Here is a 23,172-nt window from a genome sequence, read left to right on the forward strand (position 1 = left end):
AACGTTCACGCCGCGCTTCCTGTGATAGATGGCGCAAACCTGGTGCAGACGACCAGGACGGCACTGCAGGCGCTCAAGACTGAAATCTACGAGAACACCAATATCGCCTACCAGTACCGCATGATGGCGAATCAGTTGCTGCAGGCCACCGGAATGGACCCGGCCCATCTTACCGAGCAGCTCGACGCGATCAAGGATGAGATCGGCAAGTTCGATCTCTACGGCGTGACGCTGAACGATCTCTACGGGGCCGTCTCCGACAACGCGGACTATCTGTCCAAGGTGCGCAGCATGGTCAAGGCTTCGGGCAAGCCCAGCGGGCAGTGGCTTGAGGACCAGCGCACGCTGCTGGCAAATGGAGACAAGACCGCGAAGAACCTGTTCGGTCTGGGCACCTCGGTGGTCAAGAACGTGCAGACCCAGGCCAAGCGTCGGCAGAAGATCCAGAAGGAGATGAAGCTCACTAGCACGGCGCAGGCTGCGGCGGAAGCGACCAACGAGATGCTCGACGTCCTCGCTAACCAGAACTCGGATCTGCTGCAGATGATGAGCGCCAAGGTGCAGTCGGATGCCGACAAGGACCAGAAGGCGCTGGCCATCGAGACCGAGTCGCTCGACACGGCGCGTCGTCTGCAAGCCGAGCGAGACCAGCAACGTCAGAAGATCATGAACCTGAAATGAGCTGGATTTCGACCATCCGAACCGTATTGTGCTTGCGCTTCGCCGGGCTGCTTCTCGCCGCGTTTTGTATCGTGCCGCAGATGGCCACAGCACAGGAGTCGACGAGTGGCAACCAAGCCGTGCCAGCAGCAAGTGCTGGTCAACCGGGCGACATTGGCGCGGGGATCATGAAGACCCTGAGAAAGTTGAATGCCATGCGCAGTAGCCTGATTCAGGCGGCTGCATCGCTCAGCCAGACCACGGTTGAGGACGCCAACAAGATCGCGTTCGGGCTGGGCGTTATCACACTGGTACTTGCCGGGCTTCGATTCGCAGCAACCTCTGATCCCGTCAGCGCCTGGACGGATCTCTTTGAGACATTTCTCGTACTCGGGATTTTTGCTTCACTGTATGCCAGCTACACAAGCTTTTCCTCGGGCTTGTTTCTTTGGTTTGACCACCTCGCCACATCGATCAACGGAGGTGAGAATGTCTATGACCTCGCGGGAACGTTGGCCAACACCGGCGGCAAGTTTGTGGATTCCGTCGTCAAGACCCTGAAAGCGGGCATGCTCAATCCCTTGTCCCTCATTGACGCCGTCGTCGCTGCTTTACTGTTTGCGTTCGCCTTCATCGCCGTTGTGATCGCTGCATTGATCTATTCATGGTTCATCCTGGTCGGGCACCTGCTTGTGGCCATCGGCATCGTCGTCGGCCCGCTCGCTGTGGCATTCGGCATGGCGGAAATCTCCCGACGGTTCTTCAATGCCTGGCTGGACTACATGGTCACCGGCTCGATGTACATGGTGGTGGCAGCCATCATCTCGCAGCTGGTAAGCAAGCCGCTCGTCGAGATGGTGGCAGATGTTGGACAGGTCGGGACGGACACCACCATTGCAGCCAGCTATGCGCTCAGCACCGCGATCATTCTCGTCTTCGTTGCCATGGAAATTCCGAAAATTGCAGGCTCCCTCTTCGGAACCGGCGGCGGCGTCGGTGCCACCGGCGGGATGAAGATGCTGGGCCGCGGCGCCTGGAATCTCGGCAACAAGCTGGCAGGAAAATGATGACCACACATGTACACCTGTCGTCGGATACGCTGCTGGGGTCATTCTCCGACCGCGTTGCGCTGATCCGCCAGTACGCGAACGAAGCGGAGAGCGCCGATTTCACCACCAAATGGTTCGACGTGCTGGAGCGCTGCGCCACATGGTTTTCGAGCATGCCGCTGCGACCCGGCGAGCACGCAGAGGCGGGCGGCGCGTTCCGCGCTACCGTGGAAGCGGCCTACTTCGCCATGCGCCTGTCCGGTGCGCAGAAGTTCGCCGCCGACCAGACGTCCGAGCGCCGCAGGAAGCTGGAGCCGCAGTACCTGTATGCCCTCTTCCTTGCTGCCTGCTGTTCACGCCTGGATGAGCCATGCCGGCACTTCCAGTTTCATCGGGAAAGCGATGGCCTGGAATGGATGCCCGCAATCCACGGTGCGTTTGGCCCATGGCTCGGTGGCAGCACCTACCGCGTCACGCGCCGCGAGACCGCCCGTCCCATTGAGCGCATGCGCACAGCGCTCCTCGCGCGCGAGATCCTCGGTGCGGAGCGACTTTCAGGATTTGACGGCCAGGTGCTCGCCGACCTGTTCGGCGCCATCAATCCTGATCCCCGACCGAGCGGTCTCGAGACGCTTCTGCACAAGGTCGCTCGCCAAGCGATCGACACGGTTACGCAGTTCGAGATCAAGGCGCGGCGTGCTGCCTTCTCACCGGATACGACGCCGGCGCCGAAGGCAGCTCTGCTGAGCGCCGCGGCAGATGCCACAGCCCAAGCGAAGCCGCCTGCCGCTGCTGCAACCGGAACCGAGCAAGCCGCGGCAACTGCGCCTGCCTCTGTCGACTCCTACACGCCCACCGAAAACCCGCCCCCTGTAGGCGCTGATACCTCTTCCGCGCACCCGGAAGCGCCGTCGACGGAACAGGTCCCGCGCGAAACGGCCCGCCCTGCGGTCCAGCTCGACGGCTCGCGATCCATCCGGCCGGAACAGGCGGCGGACCCGTTCAAGGAAGCGTTGGCCGGCGCGTCGAACCTGATGCGTGAGTTCTTCCGAGCCCTGGCCCAGGACGTGGCGGCCGGCAAGGTAAAGGTGTCCTGGGTTGAGAACCGGCCCGCGATCAGCAAGCGCATGTTGAGCAATTACGGCATCGCCTCGGAAACGCTGATCGAGAATCTTCGCAAGTTTCAGCTGCTGTACAAGATCGTGGGGCAGGACATCCTGCTCGTGGACAAGGTTGCGAACCTGATTGCAACGCGACCTCAATCCACCGGCAACGAGGTGGACGCCTGATGCACCATTACATCAACCATTTCCGCCCGATCTATGAGTTCCGCGCGGCCACCGGATGGTTGCTCGCCGCAGTACTAATTCTGGCCAGCGGAATGCCGGGTGGGGGCTACTTTTCCCTGTTCTGCCTGATCATGCTCCTGTTCCGCTCGGTGCAGGTCTGGCGGGCGCTCAAATTCCGCCTTGCGATCTCGACCAAGTGGCTCGCCGTCATCCCTGTGGGAAAGCTGCTGGCATTGAGCGCGCAAATGCGGAAGACAGACGATGCTATGTATCTCGGCACGGGCTTCGAGTGGACCCAGAAGCATTGTCAGATCGCACACGACATTTTGCGTATGCCTTCGAGCGACATTCCTGGGCTCCCTCGGTGGCTGCCTAAGCCTTTGGTGGAGCGGGTTGAGAAGCTGTTCGCTCCTGCTGGAAGCATCGCCGACCAGTCTCCGCAGGGGAAGTCATGGATTCACGGCATGGAGCCACAGAAGATTCCTATCCCATTCCATTACAAGGCGATGCCCGGCCATACCGCCGTGAGCGGCACGACTGGCGCCGGCAAGACCCGCACCTACGAGATCATTTCGACCCAGGTGATCCACAACCCCAATGACGTTTTGATCGTCATTGACCCGAAGAACGATGCCGAGTGGGCGGCTCGGGTAAAGCGGGAATGCGAGCGCACGGGACGCAAATTCCTTTATTGGAAGCAAGCGGCGCCGTCGCAGTCAATCCGGCTCAATCCCCTGGAGAACTGGGCCCAGCCGTCGGAGATTCCCACCCGCATTGCGCAACTGATGGAGGAAGGTCCGTTCCGACAGTTCGCCTTCCTGTTCATCGACCGCGCGGTGAAGGGCGAGCTGTATGTTGGAGATAAGCCCAATCTTCGGTCGATCCTGCAGTACGCTCAGAACGGCATCAATAATCTGCTGGACCGCGCGCTCCAGCGCTTCTTTCCGGAGGCGGGTAAGCCAGACTGGGAGGAAGAGGTTACCGGTTACATGCAGCAGGTCGGGCAGCGCGCCGGCGGCACAAAGCTCGATGCCATGGTCCGCCTCTATATCGAGAGGTTCTCGAACAAGGGTCAGGGACATGAGGCCATCGACGGTCTGATCGCCACGTTTCAGCACGATCGCGACCACTACGGTCGGATCATCGCCTCCGCCCTGCCTTTGCTCCAGATGCTGGCCACCGGCGAAACGGGCCTGATGCTGGCACCGAAAGCAGATGATTTCGAGGACGACCGCGAGATCTGGGACATCGACAAGGTCATCAAGCAGAAGGCCGTGCTCTATGTTGGCGCGGACTCGCTCTCCAATTCCCTGGTGGCCCAGGCAGTCATGTCGATGCTGCTGGCGGACATCGCTTCCGTGGCCGGCGCCATCTACAACTTCTACGCCAAGCCGCCCGAGGTTGTGCTGATCATTGACGAGGTCGCCGAAGCCATCAACGAACAGATGCTCCAGATTCTCAACAAGGGACGCGGTGCGGGCTTCAAGGCTTTCGTTGCCTACCAGACGCGCTCCGATATGACGGCGAAGCTCGGAAACGTCGCCAAGATGCAGCAGGTTTTGGGCAATTTGAACAATCAGATCATTTTACGATTGGAAGATATCGACACGGCACAGTGGTTCTCAGAGAAGGCAGGCACGACCGCCATTCGGAACATCGTCGTGTCCAGCAGCACCAGCACCGGAACTGAAGCTCACGTCGGCGAATTTAGCGGTTCTGTGTCGCGCTCCATGCAGCTTGAGAAGGCCCCGCTGATTCCGCATGAGCTGATCATGCAACTACCGAACCTGCAGTACTTCCTGCGTATCTCTGGTGGCTCCGTCTACCAGGGTCGAATTCCAATTATCCAGGACTAATACGGTCAATGCCCTCCACCCTGTTCCGACAAATCGTCAAGGAATACAAGCTCTCGGCGAAGCTCTCACCGATGTTCATCGTGTCTCCCGACCTGGATGACATCTGCACCCGTGTGGTCGATTACATCGGCGTGAATTTCCGGGTGCGAGAAGAGCCGCTGGTCAAGGAAATGCTGACGGACGCCATCGCCGCGTGGCGCGCGGCGCGCAAACACGGCGACGCGAACGTCGCCTTCATGCAGGGCCTGTTCGGGCGCGCCCATGATCTTTACGCGAAGCGATACGCCGCCTTCAAGGGCGAGAAGTACAACGTCTGGTATCCCTACCACGAGTCCATCCCTGCGTTCGAGCAGCGCCAGCCCGCGGGGTATGTCTGCCAGGTGGTCGACGAACCCGTACCGGGGAACATTTCGCAACGGTGCGCCGCCTTCCAACTGGCCGCTCGCGTGCTGACAGGGTACAGCTTCACCCGCTACTTCGAGAACTACGATGTCGCTCGAGACTTTGCACACTAAGGCCGCGCAGTCCTTCGCAAGCTTGCGCCAGGTCCCGGTCCGGTGGGTGGCGAAGCTCTTTCGCGTTGACCCCGCGCTCGCACTGGAAATGCACGCCTGGCTCAATCAACCGATCTCAGAGCCGATGCCCGAGTACTTCATGCGCGGCAATGCAGCGCCGTGCTTCGCCCTGATCAGTATCGCCGCGCGCAAGCCGGTGGTCTTCTGGGGCGCGCTCCTCGCCATCCCGGCACTGCCACTGCTCCTTCTGCTGCGTTGGGTCTGAACCATGGCCAGTTCCCGATTCGTCTCCCACGTACGCGTATGGCTGCTTGTGTCGCCGCTGATGATCTGTGCGCTTGTGCCGTTTATCCAGAACGATGCTGTCTTCGAGGTAAGCGATGCCGAACAGGCATCCGTATCGCAGTGGATCGGCCAAGACGGCGCGCGCGATGCCGCGTCGTTGGCAAATGCCCGGTTCGATCGTTGGTTTGTCCAATCGGGCGCGCTGCAGGCGTCGTTCTCCGGGTCAGACGCCGATACGGCGCTACCGGATGCGGGCGCTTCGGAGTTCGGCCGCGGCTGGATGCGGCGGTTCTGGTTGACCGTCTACCGCGCAGTCTATCGCGCGGCCGTCGCGCATCACTGGCTGTTCGGTGGATTCATCCTTTTCGCCGCGCTGCTTAACGATGGAGCGGTGTCGCGAAAGATACAGGCCGCTGGTGCCGGATTCGCTAACCCCGTCACCTTCCACGTGGCGGCCCATGGTCTGATGCTCTGCTTTGGCCTTGGCACCACCGCCCTGCTCTTACCTGTTTCCTTGATGGCCCACTGGTGGGCGCTAGGCGTCTGCCTCGTGGGCCTCTTCAGCTGGCGCCTCGCGGCGTCTTTCCATGTCGGCAAGTAGCTGACATCAAGTCAGTTTGATTTCAATGGCCTCGAACGTTGGCCACTCCAGGAGAGATGATGATCACCACCGAACTGTCCATTTCTGAATCGCCTGTTGGTGCGGCCGATATCGACGCTGCCCAGACGGATGCTCCCAGCGTTGCACCGAGCACTGCTGGCAGCGCTGCAGAAGGCGCATCAGATCGAGTTGATGACGTCGAAACCGAACTGATCGAGATGGAGGCCTCGGCCAACGCGCTGCGCAAAGAAGGTCTGATCTCGACGGCTGATCTCGAAAAGAAGAAGGCCGAGGTCGAGCGATCTCGCAAGCTGTTCCGCGAGCTATCGCCGGAAGACCGGCAGGCCATCGTGCGCCGCCGGCGCGAACTCGGTCGCCAGATCCTCGATCGCGAACTCGCCGGCGCTGCGGTGGTCGCGGTGAGTCTGAAGCTCAACCACACCCGCTTGCGTCCGCTCTTCGAGCAATGGTGGCCGTACATGAACCGTATGTCGCTCAACCTGCAGCGCTTTGGCCAGTCGACTTTTTCGCGGAGCGAGCTCACGACCATTGAGGCGTTCCTCGAGCGAGGACTCGCCAAGCTGGAAGACTATGTCGACGAGCAGCTGCGCGTCGCCAAGGCCTACCGGGAGCAAAGGGAGAGCGAGATGCGCGCCAAGGACGACATCATCTTCCAACCGACTATTACCCGTCCTTCGGTCGATATCGAAGTCCAGGCCTTCTCGCGGTTCGCTGTCCGCGCGCTGCAGGTCCTGATCAAGTTCGACCAGGCCATGGATCAGTTTGACTTTATGGTCTGGAACGGCATTCGGGATATGACCGACGTGAACGAGGAAGTGATGCGCTTCCTTCGCAAGTTCCAGCCGCTGGGACTGCGTAGCTACACAACACATCTGAAGCTCATGACCACCGTTCGCAGTGTGTGATTGTGAAGCCTTGCATTTGGTGCCATGTTTCCACGTGAACTTGGGATCTTGGCACCAAGTGCCACATTGATACACCGATGAAGCCCCAGCAATAGTTAGATGATCCGTCCTGCTGGGAGTCAATGGCACTTGGATCGCCCAAGGCCAATTGCATCGAACAATCTGCGATGTCTTTCAGTCGCTGCATCTGGCACGAGGTGGCACTTTCTACCTCCGACGGGTATCAAGTCGACCCAAGTGGCAGCAAGTACCACCAGGTGCCAGTTCGGGGCAATCCGTCCAACCTGCTGGCAGTCAATGGCACTTGAGTCGCCCAAGTCAGGGTATGTCCCAGATCGGGGCACTTGCTGTATTGAACCGGGACCAAGTGCCACTTACTGCCACACTGCGATCCGCCATGTCGCTCGAAAAGTTATTGGAAGGACTAAACCCCGCCCAGCGCGAGGTGGTCAACCTGCGTCAGCACTGCGTCGCCGTGGCCGTGCCAGGCGCCGGAAAGACGGCGACGATTGCGGCAAAGGCAGCCGTGCTGCTCGCCAACCCAGACGTGACGGTGGGCGCGGTAACGTTCAGCAAGGACGCCGCGATCGAATTGCGTGACCGTATCCTGGGGCTAGCCGGCGCCGATGCCAAGAAGCGACTGCTCGCGGGCACCTTCCATTCGCTGGCCTATAAGCAACTCGGGAAGGGAACCGGCAAGCTCACCGATATCGTCCACGACGGCGTTCGGTTCGCTATCGTCGGGCAGATCCTGCAGGAAGGGGGATTTGATGGGAAGGTCGAGGACGCTATCGCCGCGATTGAGCGCGCCAAGATGCAACTGTCCGCCCCGCCTTCAGGAACCGTGGAGGCTCAGTTGTATGAGGCCTACCAGAGTGCCCTGGCCCGGAACGGCAAGATCGACTTTCAGGACATGCTGCGGTTGGCTGTAGCTGGGATGCAAAGCGGAACAATTGCGCCCTACCGTATGACGTACCTGCTTGTCGATGAGTACCAGGATTGCGACAGCCTGCAATCACGCTGGACGGCGCTGCACGCGGCGGCCGGTTCGATCGTGACGGTGGTCGGGGACGATGATCAGTCGATCTACGGATTTCGAAGTGCGCTCGGATTTCGGGGCATGGAAGCATTCATCAAGGAGTTCGACGCGCGGTCCGTCATCCTCGGGAAGAATTACCGCTCACACGCTGAGATCCTGGACATCGCGGATCGTGTCATTCGAAACAACAAGGACCGTATCCTGAAGGAGCTGGTAGCCCATCGCGGGCCAGGCGGCGCCATCGAGTTCAAGCGTTTGGAGGACGAGTACAAGGAAGCGGTTTCAGCCGTTGAGGCGCTGACACCGGTTCTGCGGGCTGGCAAAACGGCGGCCGTGCTGGCGCGGACGAACCGCATTCTCGATCCATTGGAGGCTGTCTGCCGCTCGCACGGTGTCAAGTACTACCGCGCGGCCGGCCGCTCTATCCTCGATCGCCCGGAGGCAGCGTTGATGGGGGACCTACTGGAACTGATCCAGAAGTCCAAGGACTCTGGCGTCGATGCCCTGCTAGGTTTCGCCGGCATTGGCTCGCATGAGCTGCAGCTTCTACACACGCAGACTGCGGCGAAGCCGGAGGGGTCGATTCCGCGAAAGAAGGATCTCGCGCAGGACGGGATCGCAGAATCAACAGTCGACAAGTATCGCGACTTCGTGAAGAAGCTCGCGGAATGGCAAGCCCTCTGTGAACGCCAGTTCTTATCCCTTGTTCTCGATGGCGTGCGCGAATGGATGCTCAAGTTTGTGGCGGACGACCCGGGCAAGCGCGCTATCAATACCGCGTATGACGTCCTGACGCGGCTGAACGGTCCATTCTCGGAACGCCTTCTGTTTCTACGCCAAAAGAATAACGAACCGGCCGACGACGCCTTGGTGCTGACGACCATGCATGCCTCCAAGGGGCGCGAATGGTCGGCTGTTGTTGTGATCCGGGCCGAGGAAACCATCATTCCGGACGAAGCCAGTCCGGAGAGTGAGGAGCGGCGACTTTTCTACGTTGCCCTCACGCGCGCCCGCGACTGGCTGCATATTTCTACGGCAAAGAAGAACCCCACGTCCCGGTTTGTTGTTGAAGCCGGGCTAACTTGATTTGTTAATCAGCCGATGGTTCGTGGCGTCTGATGGTTGCGAGCTCTCCGCCATCGCGCGTGCCACAGCCGTCCGGCACTTCATTTTTGTGGGTAGCGTTGGCACGCGGATTTCAAGGAGGGGTTGTTGAGCCCGTAGGCATCCTCATAAGCGAAAAAAGCCTGGAGTTGCAGCTCCAGGCTTTTAATCGGCATTGACAACAGGCGTAGCAGGCTTCGAAACCCTCTTGACTCGTCCAACAACAAGACAGTCCGAGTTTATGAAGCCCACCCTTCGTTGTCAATGCTCCCCCACAAGTTTGCGCATTGATCGAAGAAAATGAGATATCGCTTCGACGGGCTTCCCATTGCCCGAAGAACAACAACGTGTGGCGGTGCGCCGCACTCTCCGGCCGCTGTCGAAAGCGACGGTTCGCAACCCAAGGCAGCCAGGTGCGATGCTCGCCGGCTGCCCGAGCGGATTCTCAGAGCGATCGCATTGGTCTATGAGTCCGATGGGCTCCGAGCTTTGCACATCACCAATCGCCAAGTCTTGGCAACGCTCATCCGCTTCGCCCTGAACCAGAACGATCCCACCTCGCTCGCCTTCATAAAGAAGGCAACGATTGCGCAGCACCTCGCGATTAGCGAGGCCACTGTCTATCGGGCGCTTGGCGCGCTTGAAGACGCCGGGCTTATTGAGCGTGAAAGGCAGCAACGCACGAGGGCGCAGCTCGAGGTCGTTGGGCGGATCGGCTTCACCGCAAAGTTGCTACAGTGCATCGGGCTCGCTGGCCGGGAGCTTGGGTACCCAGAACCTCGAACGGGCTCCGATGAGTCGCGGTCCAGCTCCGCATGTCTCGCACCAGTGAGTGGCGTAAACAACCCCAAGCAGTCTTCTACGAAGAAACATTCGCGGCCGAGAGAGTTTGTGCAAATTCACGATCGGGCTGTGCCCATTGATCTAGCGCCTCTCGTGCGCGACCAAGAGCTGACGACGTCCGCCCTCTTCCTTCTGATGCGGCTCGCGAGAGAGGCAGGCCACCGACTGTCGAACGTTGTCTCGGCAGCGGGTCATGTTCTTGGGTCGCTCCGGGGACGAGAGCTGTTCGCCTACCTCAAGTCGCTCCTCGGAAAGCCCATAGACTATAGCCATGTCGTCCAAACTCGGAAGGCCCAAGAAGACGAGAGGCGCGCAACCGCCGCGCAGGCGGCGCAAGACCGGCTGGAGGTTGCCCAACTCATCGAGCGATACCGTGGGCGACGGGTGTCCGCACCTGACGGTCGGATCTACGAGGTCGACTCGGCCTCTATTGTGATCACCGAGGCCAACGGTCGCCGAAGTTCATTAGGGCACGACCAAGCGCGCGCCTGGCTGATCGAGATGGACAGAGCAGCGACTGGGCTCTCGCGTGCCCTGGCCCAGCCGTCGTCAGCGACACGGTCATCGTCGGCCATGGCACAGGCCACTATTGAGCAACTTCGCAGCATGCTCGGTGGCAGACCTCAGCCCAACATGGTAGGTGGCTGAGCTCGGGGGTCTAGTTACGCGCTTCAACGTGCTTGCAGGCGCTTGAACAACCGGGGTTGAAAGCAAACGCGCTTCAACTCACCTGGGAGCGCTATGGCTCGCTCGAAGGCGGTAGATCAGTCGGCTCTGCCTAATGAGAGCATCGTCGTTGCGCATTTGGTGGGCCGGGTGGGATTTGAACCCACGGTGTCCTCTCGGAGGCGGATTATGAGTCCGCTGGCTGCAACCAGCACGGCGTCCGGCCCTGAGTATTGCGCCCTGCACTTCCAGGTGCGGCGATTGAGCGCGTGTTGCCAAGCTGTTGCTGATACTCCAAGCAAAAGTTACTTCAGGCGCGCGGCGAGGCCATACGCCCAAACACGAATTGGCCCAGGTACCATGCCAACTCTGAATTCGCCAGGATGATGTCTTCGGATACGGACGATGCCTCCAGCCTCATCCGCTTCAACACAAGCTTGCCCTCGCGCGAGGCCAACCATGCCCGGACAAAATCCCCTCGCGCTTTGGTATCCGCTGCCCCGAAGTGCTCGCGTCCTTGCCGCGACTCTTCGTTCATGCGAACGCGGGTCTCGTCTTCACGCGAGGCAACACTGCGCTCCACGCTTGTCTTGACGGCGATCTTCGCGGCTTCCTTCTGTTCTTCCTCGACAAGCAGCTTAGTCTGGACCTGGACCATCGTGCGTTCAGCATCTGACATGCGCCAGTTGTCGCGCAAGGCCTTCATCAAATAGCCAGCGGGGCTCTTCTTAACCTGCCCGCGATTGAGCTTGAAGCGCGTGTACTCGATCGCCTGCAGGATGCGATCATCGTTCCATGTCTCGCGGTTCTCGGAGAGCTCGCCGAACTGCCGGGTTGAGAGGTTGAACTCTTCCTTCAGAATCTTATAGATCTGGCTGGCATCGGACAGGCTTGCCATGACAGCGTCGGCCGTGTCCTTACGCTTGAGGAGAAAGCGAATCCGGTCGACCTTCTTCGAGGAAGTGGACTCGGTCTTGGTCTCATATGAGAGCTCGATATCCGAGATCTCATTGATTTCACGGACCGCAGGCTCCAGCCAGTCGCGTTTGAAGTATTTGAAGATGTTGGCATTCGCGCCCATCTTTCCCGGCCAAGTCCGCATCTCATCGAGTCTGATCCAGTCCGTACGCGCGTTGGGCACACTCGGCAAGACCTTGTCATAGATCGCACGCGCGAGACTGCGGGTAAATGCCGTTGAGATGCGAAGGCTGAGCCAATGAGACTTGCGGGGGTCTCGAATATGCGGGATCAAACTGTGATGCACATCGAAACGGATGCGGCCGCGATGCATTGCCACCATGCCGATCAGCTGGACCTGAACCCAGATATCGTTCTCATCCGGCTCCCGGTCTGACGGTGTATTGGTGACGCGAACCTTGGCGTTCTGCGCTTCGTCCGCGATAGTACGCAGGTGCTTCAGGTTCCGGCTGTCATAGCGCATCAACCACTTGAAGTAGTTCAGCTCGACATCGTATTGGTCAGGAACCTCCGGCTCTTGTGCCACGATGAAATACGCGGCATCCAGGAACCGTCGCGCCGCCAATCCCATGTTCACAATTTCCGTGAAGAAATTGTTGCGCTGATAGCCGATTTCGCGGTTGGCCTCGTTGATGGGCATCCCGAGGTCAAACATGTCCTCGAACAAAGCCAGCGCCATTTGGCGAGGCGTCGTCCTCGCTTTGACCTCCACAGGATTGCCCGTCTCCATACTCGTCTTCCCGCTCGTTTTTGTTGCTCGGGCGACTCTAGCATGTGATGGTGAGGTCGTGTCAACACAACAAACCTCACCATCAGGTTGATCCGTCGCACTGTCGGGTCAGCGTGGGTCAATGCGCACAATGAATCTCACCTGATGCACAACCAACCTCACCGATCTCCGTCACGCGTATCGTTCAAGCCTAGGACCAGCCTGGGCAAAGTGGACTTGTCCACAGGTGACGCACAATACATCTCACCTTTGGGGTGTTTGCACAATGAGCCTCACCTTGTCGGGGAATAGACCTCACCGTCATCACACAGAAAACAGCACCTTCACAACACACGGAACCTCACCTTTGACACAGCTAACCTCACCTTTGAAGGGTTAAGTCCTTGATCAACAAGGATTTCGTTGTTCACTGTTTGTAGGTTGGGTGGTTTACTTCAAAAACATCCAACCAACACAACGCCAGCAGTCACGAAGCGAACGGTGCGAGTCGGCGCCCTGTAGGGCCCCGCGCTCAGCCTCATAGTGAGGTTCTTTGTGCATGAGGTGAAGGTGAGGTTTTTTGTGCTGGCGATTACCGAGGTTGAAACCTTACACAATGAACCTCACCGTTCGATGAAAGGATCTGGGCGCTCAAAGGATGGTGAGGTTCATTGTGCATCGGCTGGCACGTGCACCCCGCGCCGTGACTCCTAGCCTGAAACGAATTGTCATTGCGACGAGATCATGCTCCAGCACTAGACCATGGTGCAAAGCAGCACAAATGATCTCACCATCACTGTTCTTGCCTGACGGACTTCTTTGTCTAGGCCGTGTAAAGGTGAGGTCAATTGTGCGAAAACGCCGAGCAGCTGCCCTCCCCGACCAAGCCCTGGGCCAGACTTGGGCTGGACGGGAACGAAGGTGAGCTTCATTGTGCTGGATTTCGCCGAGTTCACTTCTCCAGTTCTGGCGAACAGCACAAATGACCTCACTTTGGCGGCGCCTGAAGGCGATGTAGCCATTGAAGGTGAGGTCATTTGTGCCCCCCTTTGGGGCCGCCGATAGGCCGAGGAATCTCCCAGGGCTTACCGGGGGCCTCATGTGAACCCCAAGACGTCCCGATGCTGCTTAAAACTTAGGCAAAATCGTTGTTTTCAAAGAAACTCTGATTAAAAAACAGCAATTTATGAGGCGTTGCTCATGCATTTCCTGTATTCTGAGCTTTCTCGAATTTTCCGGATAAACCTCAGAATGGTGAAAACGAGCCAACTTCCAGCAGTCGACCGAACTGTACCGCTAGAGCAGATATCCCAGTTCGCGGAAAAGGTCACCATTTTTACGGACGAACTTCGCGAGACGATTCTCGCACCGCGGCCGCGAAAAACCGCACCGATTTTCAAGACGGGGGAGATTGCAGACTTGTGCAACATCTCCCACTCGCAAGTTCAGTACCTAGCGACCAAGGGAGATGGCGAATTGCCGCCAGGAAAGGCCGCCGGTACTGGGCGTACCCGAACCTTCACGCTGGAAGAGGCACGCATCTGGGTGCAGAAGGTCTCCGACATTTATCAGACGCCGCTCGTCACAGGCACGAGAGAACCGGAAGGAAAAATCATTATCACCGCCCAGCTCAAGGGCGGGTCGGCCAAGACTACCACGACCATGTGTCTGGCTCAGGGGCTGACATTGCGTGGCCGAAAAGTCCTGGTTGTCGACCTGGATCCCCAAGCCTCGCTCTCGGAACTGTGTGGTTTGTATGCCGAGAAGGATGTCACGCCGGAAGACACGGTCTTGCCCTATATCTATGACCAGCAAATCGAAGGGGGACTGCTGGGAAGCATCCAGTCAACCTATTGGGATGGCTTGGACTTGATTCCAGCGCACACCGAACTGATTGGGGCAGAGTTCCATCTGCCCGCGATGCAGAAAATCAAGCCTGGCTTTCGCTTCTGGACGGTGCTGAGGGAAGGGTTGGAGCCATTGCGCAAGCACTATGACTATATCCTCATGGATACGTCTCCCTCGCTTTCCTACATGAACCTGAACGCCTTGCTTGCGGCAGACGCGATGGTTATGCCGATGGTTCCTGAGAACCTGGACTTCATCAGCTCGCTGTCTTTCTGGCGCTTGTTTTCAGACGTCTCCAAAAGCTTCATTAAATATGAAGCCGACAAGAAATACGACTTCGTCTCGTTGTTGCTCTCCAAGGTCGATTATGGGCGCACCTCGTCGGCACCCATCGTGCGTGCCTGGGCGCAGAGCGCTTATGAGAAGTGGCTGCATTCGATCGAAGTGCCGGCGAGTTCGGTGATGAGCACTGGGGCGCTAGCATTCTCGACGGTGTTCGACGTGAGTAGCACGCATAGCGCGGCCAAGTCGCTGACCCGCGTGCGTCAGCCGATTATGGACTATTGCCGGTGGTTGGATGAAATCTACGCAGAAAAATGGAGGAGCGCGCAATGAGCAATATGCGAGAACAGCTGCTGGCTAAGACGGCGGGCATCCGCAAGACCTCGGCAATTAATCAGGACGAAGTCAAGCGTAGCGACCGAACCCAGACCGCGCCTGGCCTCACTGGGGCGCTGGCCGTTGCGCAACTCCGTGTCCAGGAGTTGGAGGCAACCGGCGTCGCGTCGCAACTGGCTGTTGCCGATATTGTGCCGAACCCATGGCAGCCTCGGCGCGTGTTCAATGAACTCAAGCTGTCAGAGCTTGCAGAGTCAATTCGTGAGGTAGGACTCATGCAGCCTATCGTGGTACGCCGCTCTGAATCCGGCTACCAGATTGTGGCAGGGGAACGCCGGTGGCGCGCCCACAAAATGCTTGGGCTCGATACCGTCAAGGCCGTCGTCGTGGAGTGTTCTGATGCTGATATGGCGGTGCTCGCCATGGTCGAGAATATCAGCCGCGACGACCTTTCCGACTATGAAATCGCGCTGTCTGTCCGGCGGACTGAGAAGGAATTTCCGTCCCGCGTTCGACTTGCGGAGGCGCTTGGCCTGTCCAAGAGCGGTCTCTATCGATTCCTTAGCTTCGCGCAGTTGCCAGATTTCGTGTTGAAGGATCTCGACCTTCAGCCGCGGCTGCTTGGCGGCAGCGCGGCGGAGGCCATTGTCACAACGATTCGGAAATATGGAGAGGCCGGTAACGATGCTGCGAAAGAGATTTGGCCGCTCGTTGCTTCGGGAAAGATGGAGCAAGGTAAAGTCGCTGGCGCTATCAAAGCACTTGCAACCCGGCGCGCTTCGGCGCCAAGTTCCGCGAGTGAGCGAAGCATTGACAAGTTCTTTTCCGGCAAGGAACAGGCTGGTTCCATAACGAAGGATGTCAACGGCTTCACGGTAAAGATCAGAGCTGGGGCCCTGTCCGAGGCTCTGGAGACGCAATTGCGGCAGCTCATTAGCGAAACGTTTCACCACCAGCCCAAGTAAGAAATACAGCCTCAAGTAACCAAGCCCGCATCGTGCGGGCTTTTTCTTGCCCAACGCTCAGCACGGGCGACGCGCGCTGGCCATCCCAACTTGGGATACTTCCAGGCACGGCTCACCGACCGTCCCAAGTTAGGACGGTGGCTGTACGGCTTGCCGACCTCCATCCCGAGTTGGGACGGTGGCCGGTGCGGCCCACAGACCTTCCCAAGTTGGGGCGGCGCCCGGCACGGCTCGCCGACCTTCCCAAGTTGGGACGGTGACCGGTACGGCTCGCCGACCTTCCCGAGTTGGACGGTGGCCGGCACGGCTCGCCGACCTTCCCAAGTTGGGACGGTGTCCGGCACAGCTCACCAACCTTCCCAAGTTGGGATGGTGCCCGGCACGGCTCGCTGACCTTCCCAAGTTGGGACGGTGCCCGGCACAGCTCACCGACCTTCCCAAGTTGGGACGGTGCCCGGCACAGCTCACCGACCTTCCCAAGTTGGGACGGTGCCCGGCACAGCTCACCGACCTTCCCAAGTTGGGACGGTGCCCGGCGCGGCTCACCGACCTTCCCAAGTTGGGACGGTGCCCGGCGCGGCTCACCGACCTTCCCAAGTTGGGACGGTGCCCGGTGCGGCTCACCGACCTTCCCAAGTTGGGACGGTGCCCGGTGCGGCTCACCGACTTTCCCAAGTTGGGACGGTGCCAGGTACGACTCACCAACGTTGGGGCGGTGTCAGATGTGGGCGCTCTGACCTTCCAGTTGAGACGCTGCTAGACCCGCATTACGACCACCCCAAGTTATGATGGTCCTAGGTGCGGCTAGCTAGTTTTCCTAACTTGGGACACTAATAGTGCGGCTCGCCGACCATCCCGCGTTGGGCGAGGCCGGCATCGAGTCCGCTTGGTGCACCCGCCACAGACTCGCCGGAAAATATCGGTTCGAACTCCAGGTGCGACGGTCGCCCTCTCAACGGTAATGGAAGCGAGGACGGACGTAGGCCACACCACCGCATGCACCTATGCCAGGTCAACCTGACCTGGAACCAACCGCAGCGAATTGATTGCTCATCGCGCCGAGCCAAAGAGGTGTTCTCGCACCTGCTTCTTCACTGCCTTTCACGGCCAGCCGAACGCGACCGCGGCACACAGCGAGGGGAGCGCAGGAATGGCTGGCGTCCAGCGCTCTACGCGGCGCCCGGGAGCTTGCCGGCCAACGCAAGAGCTACGTCTTCCAGCGCTTCGTGGGTGTACCGCCGCGTGGTGTTGATGTCGCGGTGTCGCAAGGCGCGCTGCACGTCGGTTACCGGCACGCCGGCGCGTAGCAGATGCGTGGCATGCGTATGCCGCAGCCAGTGCGTCGACGCACCTCGGAGCCTGGCCGCTTCTTCGCCACGCTCCTCCCGCTCCAGACGGTCGGCCGCTTCCGCAAATGCTGCACGCACAATGCCATAGATTCCCTGGCGCGTACGAAGCGGCCGGCTCAGCTTTTGCTGTAGCTCAGACGGATCGACCGGCGGCGCAGCGCGTTGACGCCCGCCGGCGATCGCCGGGATGACCGCTGTGGTGTCAGTGGCGCTAGGCATGGGCGGCAGGCCTACCAAGCGGCGAAAGCATGCCAGTTCGTGCATCGCGTTGTCGCACGGGACCAACTGATCGTTGCCCCCCTTGGCCTGACGGATACGCACGGTCCAGAACGCACGAGACCGGCCAGGATGGCGTTCGAAATCTGCCCAAGTCAGTGCTGCCACCTCGGAGGCGCGCAGCCCCGTCTGGAACAGCAGTGCAACTAGCAGGCGGTCGCGCGCCTGGTGTAGTTGCGCCCACCGCGTCGGCGCCGGACGTGCTTCAATCGCTTCGAATACCGCTGCGACCTGTTCCAGTTCGAGGAAACGCCGCTGAGAGCCTGGCCCTGTGGTAGAGCGCTCTCGCGGCACTGGGGCGAACGGATTGATCCGCAGCGCCCCAACCCGTACCAGCCAGTCGAACAGGCTACCCACGATGACTGCGCTCTGGCGTCGCGACGCCTCGGAAAGCGGGCCGCGCAGGGGGCGCCAAGCCGCGCTGCCGCGGCGCGCTCGGCCGTCGCTGACCGCGTGCACGGGCGGGTCACGCAAGAAGGCAAGGTAGTCGCTGGCATGAGTAACCTGCCAGGTGGCCAGAGGCCGGCCCTGCACGTGCGCATACCAGAGTAGGCGCCGCGCCTCGAGCTCATACTGACTACAGGTGCTGGCGCGTAGACCGAGACCCGCAGCGGACTTGGCGTCTAGCCATGCACACACCAACTGGGAGTCGGAAAGCCCGCCGGGCAACACCGGGCTAGGCAGTGCGTTCGGCGGGAGGGGCGGCGTATTCATTAGAGGCTGGGGGCAGGGTAGTCTGGTCCACATTGCAGGCCGCCGGCGGCGGTGGCCGGCGCACAGACCGGGCAAGCCAGCGCCGGCTTCTCGGCCTGTGGCCCATTATATCCAGCGTGCCACACTACTTACCATTATTTGGATAATGGTAAATCAAGGCGCAACGCGGATCGGAGCGAAGCACCGAAGGTGGCGGGGACCATCGTCGGGGGTAGGACATATTCCCTGGTTGGACGCGGCCGCCTCGGCCAACGCCGCGGTGCGGAACGACCCAAGAGGCATCCATTCGTCGCAAGTGGCATCATGACTCGGGCAGGGATTGACGGCCGTTCGGGCAACCGGATTCTGCGCGGACCGCCGCCCGAGGCAATAGGCGGCCGGCGGCCAGTTGAGGGTGGGAACCAGCCGGTGCCCGTCGCAACGTCCCGCTGGCCCAGAAGGCCTCTTTGGTCACGGTAAGTTACTGATTCTTAACAAATTTTGCAGACTCCTCGACATTGCCGGCTCAAAATGTGTAGAAAAATGCAATGCCGATAATTAATGGGCTGGCTAAGTCGCTCGCGCATAGTCTCCCAGACATCGCACGGTAGGAGGACCTCATTCATCGCGCCGACTTTGTATGGTCGGCAGTCGGTGAATCGCCGTTTAGTGCGGGCACGTTGTGCCGTGATCGGATGACGGACCGATGAAAAACATCGACGTCGCCGCCAGACATGGCACCCGAGCCGCGGCCACTGCCCTTGCGCCGCCAGCGCGGAGTCGACCGGCTCCGCGCCCATGTATTGCAGGGGTGCGTGCTGCGCTCGCGGCTTGTTTCGACATGCCGTATGCATTCTGGATACAGACATGGCCTGGGGCGAAACCGAGGACTCGCGCAGCCTTATGTAATTTAGGGCGGGGAAATATCATTTGTTGGCAGCGATGGCGAGCAACGTCGAGGGAGCGAGGTAGATACGCGTTGAAACATGGATCTCTTATGTTTATACTTGTATCAACATTGTTTGGAGGCATCATGCGAAAAAGCGCAACCCTGACGATTCAAAAGTGGGGCAACAGCTTGGCGGTTCGAATCCCTACTGCAGTGGCTCGTTCTGCACATTTCGCCGAGGGCCAGGAAGTGGAGGTATCTGTCGATGAGATTGGCGTAACTGTTCGACCAGTTGGTCGTCGTGCCCTCACGCTCGCGGAAAAACTTGCTCTGTTTGACCCCATCAAGCACAGCGGCGAAGCCATGGCCACGCGGCGTGTCGGCGCGGAGGCCATGTAATGGCGGGCAAGCTATGGGCGCCTGAACGGCGCGACATTATTTGGATCGACTGCAACCCGCAAGCCGGCCGCGAGATGAAGGATATGCATCCGATGCTTGTTCTTTCACCGCGGCCTTTTAATGAAAGGACTAGTCTCGTAATTGGCTTGCCGATGACTACGGCAGCCTACAACGAGACCAATCCGTTTGCGATCAAGTTTCAGGGACCGAAGGGAAAGGACAGCTACGTCCTGGCCCATCAACCTAAGTCGTTTGACTGGCGAGCCCGAAACGCAAGGGCTCACCCCTGGAAGCAAGCGCCCTTGGAGGTTTTTGCTGCCGCTTGCGAGCAGCTAAACCAGATTATCGCGATCGCGGAGTAATTTCCGTGCTTGACCGAATGGCGCGTTGTTTTGGCGAACACGCCGAGCCGTCGCGAGCTGGTCTCTGCCAGCGCACGTATGCGGCCCGACTAGATGAAGCCAGCCACGGAAGACGTAGACGTGATCAGCACATCAACCTGACCACCGAGCAGATCATCGATGGCCCGACCCGGCGCCCTTGTACGGCACGTGCTCCATTCCCCGAAGTGAAGCGAATCCCAAAAATTCAAGCCTGAGAATACGCGTTATCAGGCTTGATGAGCCATAGCGCACTTTCGACTGCGTTCGCTCACACAACTAAAGTTGTATTCATCTTTGCAACTAAAGTTGTGGCTACCGGCGGGGCGGCTGCGTCGTCCGATCGGGTCCCGCCCCCACCCGGCACCGGGCCTGTCTCCATGATGGGTCGCGGCGACCAGAAAGGGAAGGGCCATCAAGCGCAGGCCGCGATCAGCGCCCGGCCCCCTCCGGCAGGCCGTGCGCGCGCCGGTAGCAGCGGGCCGCTTCGGTCAGGTCCTGCGCCTCCTGCCAGAATCCGTGCCGGCGGCGGACCCCGGCCACCAAGCCCTGATAGTCAGCCGCCGCCCGGGCCGCCAGCGGCGCGGGCGCAAGCGCGCGCGCCGGGCGGGGAAACGGTAACGCGACCTGATCCATCCGCTGGTAGTCCCGCGCACAGTGCCGCAAGCCCGCCAGCGCCGCGCCCGGTGTCGCGGCCCACACCTGCAGCGGTGCGTGATCCCAGCGCGCGACAAAGCCGCCATCGGCCGCGCGATAGAGCCAGCACCACGGTCGCCCCGCTTGCAGGCCCAACAAGCGGCGACGCCGCACATCGCAGTCGGCCGGCGCGATCGCCTCGAGCATTTCCCAACCGGTTGCGTCCGACCAGGTCAGGCACGCGCCCCGGCTGGCCGCCCACATCGTGTCCCGGCGCGCCTGCGCGCGGGCGGCGCAGGCCGGTTGCCGCATCGCTTTGGTGTCGCGCGGCGCCGCCGTCCAGTCTGCCGGGACCGGGGAGGCGAAGCCGAGCCCGCTGGGCGTGACGCGCGCCAACCAGGCGCTGTCACACCACGCCGTGCCCGGCGCCGCGTCGGCCCAGGCGGCGACGCCAGACCAGACGGCAGCCGTCGCGCGCGCTTGCGCATCGCGCCAGAGCGCGCCCAGACTCACGCGCGCCGCGTGGCAGGCGAGCCAGTGTCGCGTCGCGGCATCGGCATGGTCCGCGCCGTGCAGCTGACAATCGGCTTGCACGAGTTCAGCCAGCTGACCGTCGGCCGGTGGCGGGCGATCGGGCCAACGACGTTGTTCAATCCCAGGTTCGGCCGCCCGTGCCCACAGCATGTCGATGAACGCCTGCCGCGCGCGGGAATGGCCGCTGACCCACGCACTGATCGCGAACGGATCGCACGCGTCGATGAAGCGGGCTATCCAGCGGGCACTGTCACGCGCAAGGTGTCGTCGTCCATATCAACATTGCGACGATTTTTCGAGTAGTAATGTTGGTACTCCCGGGCGGCAAGTAGTAATGTTGGAACGATCGCTGTTCCGTCACTTCGTATCATCTTTACTACTTTTCGCTCTGACTATGCGGTTTCGCTCTGCTTGATCAAAAGGAGCGTTCGCGCGAAACATGCCTAAATAGGGCTGCAGTCACAGCCGAGGACCGAATACGAGGTGGCCTTGCCGCAGAGTGAGAGTAGTCGAGCATGAAACACGATTTCTCGGAACTGCAGTAGTAAAGATGATACTTTCCGCGTGATTAAGCGCGCGGAGGAACATTTCTACGAATTGGTACCGCGATTACTTATATGGACGCCTCCTTTTTGCAAGGGATATCGTTGATGGCGAGTAGGGTGGTTGCGGACTTATATTCGGACTCGATTGCGGGCGTGCCCGCCGGCCCCGATGGATTTCGCCACAGAGGTCCTCATCTACAGTCCGGACTCGAGGTCCTTGTAATCGCTCAGGGTTGACTCTGCGTGGTCTGACCTGTCTTGCCATCGTTCAATATCAACCTATGCAACCGTGTCAGGTGGTGTGGATAGTCGTTTCATCGAAGTCACGCCGGCAATGGTGGGGCGAGGGGAACCTGGTACGCGCGCCCGTATGCCAGCAGGGCCCAAATTATTCTCGCCATTTTGTTGGCCAGCGCCACGGCAACGACGTTTGTGGGTCGTCGCTTAAGCATGGACTTCAGGTGGTCGGGTAAGTGTCGAGCCTTTGATATTACAGCTCGCGACCCGTGGATCAATAAGGTGCGAAGGTACACGTCGCCCCGCTTGCTGATGCCACCGAGTTTGACTTTGCCGCCAGAGCCATTCTGTCGAGGCACAAGTCCAAGATAGGCTGCAAACTCTCGTCCGGACTTGAAGGTGCGGGCATTCCCAATGACGGCGACTGCGGCAGTGGCTGTCAAGCCAACCCCCGGGATGTCGGAGATACGGCGGCACGCTTCGTCACTGCGACGCCATTCCATAATGCGTTGCTCAATTCGTTGGATCTGCTCGTCGAGCGCGAGCAGCCGAGATAGTTGGTCTTGCAAGCCATCCGTTAGCATCGCAGGCAACTGGTCTGCCAGATCAGCCAAGGCGATCTTAGCAGCTGCGATCCCCGTGCGGCGCCCCTGTGGCAGCACCACCCCGAATTCATATAATAGTCCGCGCAACTGGTTCACCTGCATCACTCGAAAGCGTACAAGTTGCTGGCGCATGCGGTGGAGTGCCAGCATGGCTTGCTGTTCCTCCGTCTTGACGGCCACAAACCGCATTCCTGGGCGTTGCGCTGCCTCCCAGATTGCTGCGGCGTCTGCGGTGTCGTTCGTGTTGGATTTGACAAACGGCCGCACGAACTGGGCCGCAATAAGCCGGACATCGTGCCCGAGTGCAGACAACTTCCGTGCCCAGTAACGCGCACTGCCACAGGCCTCCATGACGATGCGGGATGGCGGTCGGTTTGTGAAGAACGGCAACAGCTGAGCGCGCCTCATGGCTTTGCTGTGAATCGTGCCAGTGTCGGGCTCAACGAAATGGATTTGGAAAACGTGCTTGGCCAGGTCGATGGCTACTGTGGTCGGTTCCATGTGGATCCTCCTTGGCAGGCTGCGACGACAGAATCACCACTGTGACACACATGGGAGCTCAGCTTTACGAACTGCTCCGGCACGGTCGGCGATTCGCCGAGGCGGGAGGCGACCATTCCATCTACAGTTCACGCGGGCGGATACGGCCAAGATTGCACTGCGGTGCGGCGCGCTGGG

The 23,172-nt window shown here is 60.1% G+C and carries 18 protein-coding genes, 1 tRNA gene and 1 pseudogene; 14 read left to right on the plus strand and 6 right to left on the minus strand.

Annotated features, from left to right (window positions below; translation table 11 throughout):
* The first annotated feature begins 42 nt into the window (after positions 1-42).
* The 10 genes from AC3WRR_RS00840 (at position 43) to AC3WRR_RS00885 (ending at position 10,815) form a co-directional block, all read left to right on the plus strand.
* Positions 43-681 carry a conjugal transfer protein TrbJ gene (locus AC3WRR_RS00840; protein WP_492295702.1) on the plus strand — a complete coding sequence of 213 codons (639 nt, stop codon included), beginning with the start codon at positions 43-45 and terminating at the stop codon, positions 679-681.
* A complete protein-coding gene (locus AC3WRR_RS00845; RefSeq protein ID WP_492295704.1) occupies positions 678-1,727 on the plus strand; it encodes a type IV secretion system protein in 1,050 nt (349 codons plus the stop codon). The genes AC3WRR_RS00840 and AC3WRR_RS00845 overlap by 4 nt, the downstream gene beginning before the upstream one ends.
* The gene (locus tag AC3WRR_RS00850; RefSeq protein ID WP_492296031.1) at positions 1,727-2,998 is read left to right on the plus strand and encodes a TraI domain-containing protein; all 1,272 of its coding nucleotides are present in this window, start codon (positions 1,727-1,729) and stop codon (positions 2,996-2,998) included. Before AC3WRR_RS00845 ends, AC3WRR_RS00850 begins: the two co-directional genes overlap by 1 nt.
* Entirely contained in the window at positions 2,998-4,854 is a 1,857-nt protein-coding gene (traD, locus tag AC3WRR_RS00855) for a conjugative transfer system coupling protein TraD (protein ID WP_492295706.1), read from the plus strand. The genes AC3WRR_RS00850 and traD overlap by 1 nt, the downstream gene beginning before the upstream one ends.
* 8 nt (positions 4,855-4,862) lie before the next feature.
* Positions 4,863-5,369 carry a hypothetical protein gene (locus AC3WRR_RS00860; protein WP_492295707.1) on the plus strand — a complete coding sequence of 169 codons (507 nt, stop codon included), beginning with the start codon at positions 4,863-4,865 and terminating at the stop codon, positions 5,367-5,369.
* The gene (locus tag AC3WRR_RS00865) at positions 5,344-5,634 is read left to right on the plus strand and encodes a hypothetical protein (protein ID WP_492295709.1); all 291 of its coding nucleotides are present in this window, start codon (positions 5,344-5,346) and stop codon (positions 5,632-5,634) included. Before AC3WRR_RS00860 ends, AC3WRR_RS00865 begins: the two co-directional genes overlap by 26 nt.
* 3 nt (positions 5,635-5,637) lie before the next feature.
* A complete protein-coding gene (locus AC3WRR_RS00870) occupies positions 5,638-6,255 on the plus strand; it encodes an IncC plasmid conjugative DNA transfer DtrJ family protein (RefSeq protein ID WP_492295711.1) in 618 nt (205 codons plus the stop codon).
* A gap of 59 nt (positions 6,256-6,314) precedes the next feature.
* Positions 6,315-7,181, plus strand: coding sequence for an ATPase (locus AC3WRR_RS00875; protein ID WP_492296032.1), 867 nt, complete (start codon positions 6,315-6,317; stop codon positions 7,179-7,181).
* Positions 7,182-7,578: 397 nt separating this feature from the next.
* Entirely contained in the window at positions 7,579-9,306 is a 1,728-nt protein-coding gene (locus AC3WRR_RS00880; protein ID WP_492295713.1) for an ATP-dependent helicase, read from the plus strand.
* Between the two features lie 531 nt (positions 9,307-9,837).
* Positions 9,838-10,815: a helix-turn-helix transcriptional regulator gene (locus AC3WRR_RS00885; RefSeq protein WP_492295714.1), complete on the plus strand. Its 978-nt coding sequence runs from the start codon at positions 9,838-9,840 to the stop codon at positions 10,813-10,815.
* A 157-nt stretch (positions 10,816-10,972) separates the two neighbouring features.
* Here AC3WRR_RS00885 and AC3WRR_RS00890 read toward each other — a convergent pair.
* Together AC3WRR_RS00890 and AC3WRR_RS00895 are read right to left on the minus strand one after the other, a co-directional pair.
* Positions 10,973-11,060 (minus strand) — tRNA-Ile (locus AC3WRR_RS00890).
* Positions 11,061-11,143: 83 nt separating this feature from the next.
* The gene (locus AC3WRR_RS00895; protein ID WP_492295717.1) at positions 11,144-12,541 is read right to left on the minus strand and encodes a replication initiation protein; all 1,398 of its coding nucleotides are present in this window, start codon (positions 12,539-12,541) and stop codon (positions 11,144-11,146) included.
* Between the two features lie 1,230 nt (positions 12,542-13,771).
* Between AC3WRR_RS00895 and AC3WRR_RS00900 the strand changes: the two genes are divergently transcribed.
* Positions 13,772-14,983 (plus strand): ParA family protein, encoded by a 1,212-nt coding sequence (locus AC3WRR_RS00900; protein ID WP_115216542.1) that lies wholly within the window; start codon positions 13,772-13,774, stop codon positions 14,981-14,983.
* A complete protein-coding gene (locus AC3WRR_RS00905) occupies positions 14,980-15,951 on the plus strand; it encodes a ParB/RepB/Spo0J family partition protein (protein ID WP_492295719.1) in 972 nt (323 codons plus the stop codon). The genes AC3WRR_RS00900 and AC3WRR_RS00905 overlap by 4 nt, the downstream gene beginning before the upstream one ends.
* 1,169 nt (positions 15,952-17,120) lie before the next feature.
* Here the strand turns inward: AC3WRR_RS00905 and AC3WRR_RS00910 are convergent.
* Positions 17,121-17,933, minus strand: coding sequence for a tyrosine-type recombinase/integrase (locus tag AC3WRR_RS00910; RefSeq protein WP_492295721.1), 813 nt, complete (start codon positions 17,931-17,933; stop codon positions 17,121-17,123).
* 1,369 nt (positions 17,934-19,302) lie between these two features.
* On the opposite strand from AC3WRR_RS00910, the gene AC3WRR_RS00915 reads away from it, so the two are divergent.
* Together AC3WRR_RS00915 and AC3WRR_RS00920 are read left to right on the plus strand one after the other, a co-directional pair.
* Positions 19,303-19,557, plus strand: coding sequence for an AbrB/MazE/SpoVT family DNA-binding domain-containing protein (locus AC3WRR_RS00915; protein WP_492295723.1), 255 nt, complete (start codon positions 19,303-19,305; stop codon positions 19,555-19,557).
* Positions 19,557-19,919 carry a type II toxin-antitoxin system PemK/MazF family toxin gene (locus AC3WRR_RS00920; protein ID WP_492295724.1) on the plus strand — a complete coding sequence of 121 codons (363 nt, stop codon included), beginning with the start codon at positions 19,557-19,559 and terminating at the stop codon, positions 19,917-19,919. The genes AC3WRR_RS00915 and AC3WRR_RS00920 overlap by 1 nt, the downstream gene beginning before the upstream one ends.
* A 29-nt stretch (positions 19,920-19,948) precedes the next feature.
* Here AC3WRR_RS00920 and AC3WRR_RS00925 read toward each other — a convergent pair.
* From AC3WRR_RS00925 to AC3WRR_RS00935, 3 genes and pseudogenes are all read right to left on the minus strand, one after another.
* Positions 19,949-20,117: pseudogene (locus tag AC3WRR_RS00925) on the minus strand (tripartite tricarboxylate transporter substrate-binding protein); the annotation flags it as partial.
* Positions 20,118-20,369: 252 nt separating this feature from the next.
* The gene (locus tag AC3WRR_RS00930) at positions 20,370-21,257 is read right to left on the minus strand and encodes a hypothetical protein (RefSeq protein ID WP_492295726.1); all 888 of its coding nucleotides are present in this window, start codon (positions 21,255-21,257) and stop codon (positions 20,370-20,372) included.
* Positions 21,258-21,975: 718 nt separating this feature from the next.
* Complete coding sequence (locus AC3WRR_RS00935) at positions 21,976-22,995, minus strand: IS110 family RNA-guided transposase (RefSeq protein WP_492295728.1); 1,020 nt, start codon at positions 22,993-22,995, stop codon at positions 21,976-21,978.
* Positions 22,996-23,172: the final 177 nt, after the last annotated feature.

It is taken from the genome of Cupriavidus sp. FW305-3-2-15-C-LB2, from assembly GCF_058787575.1.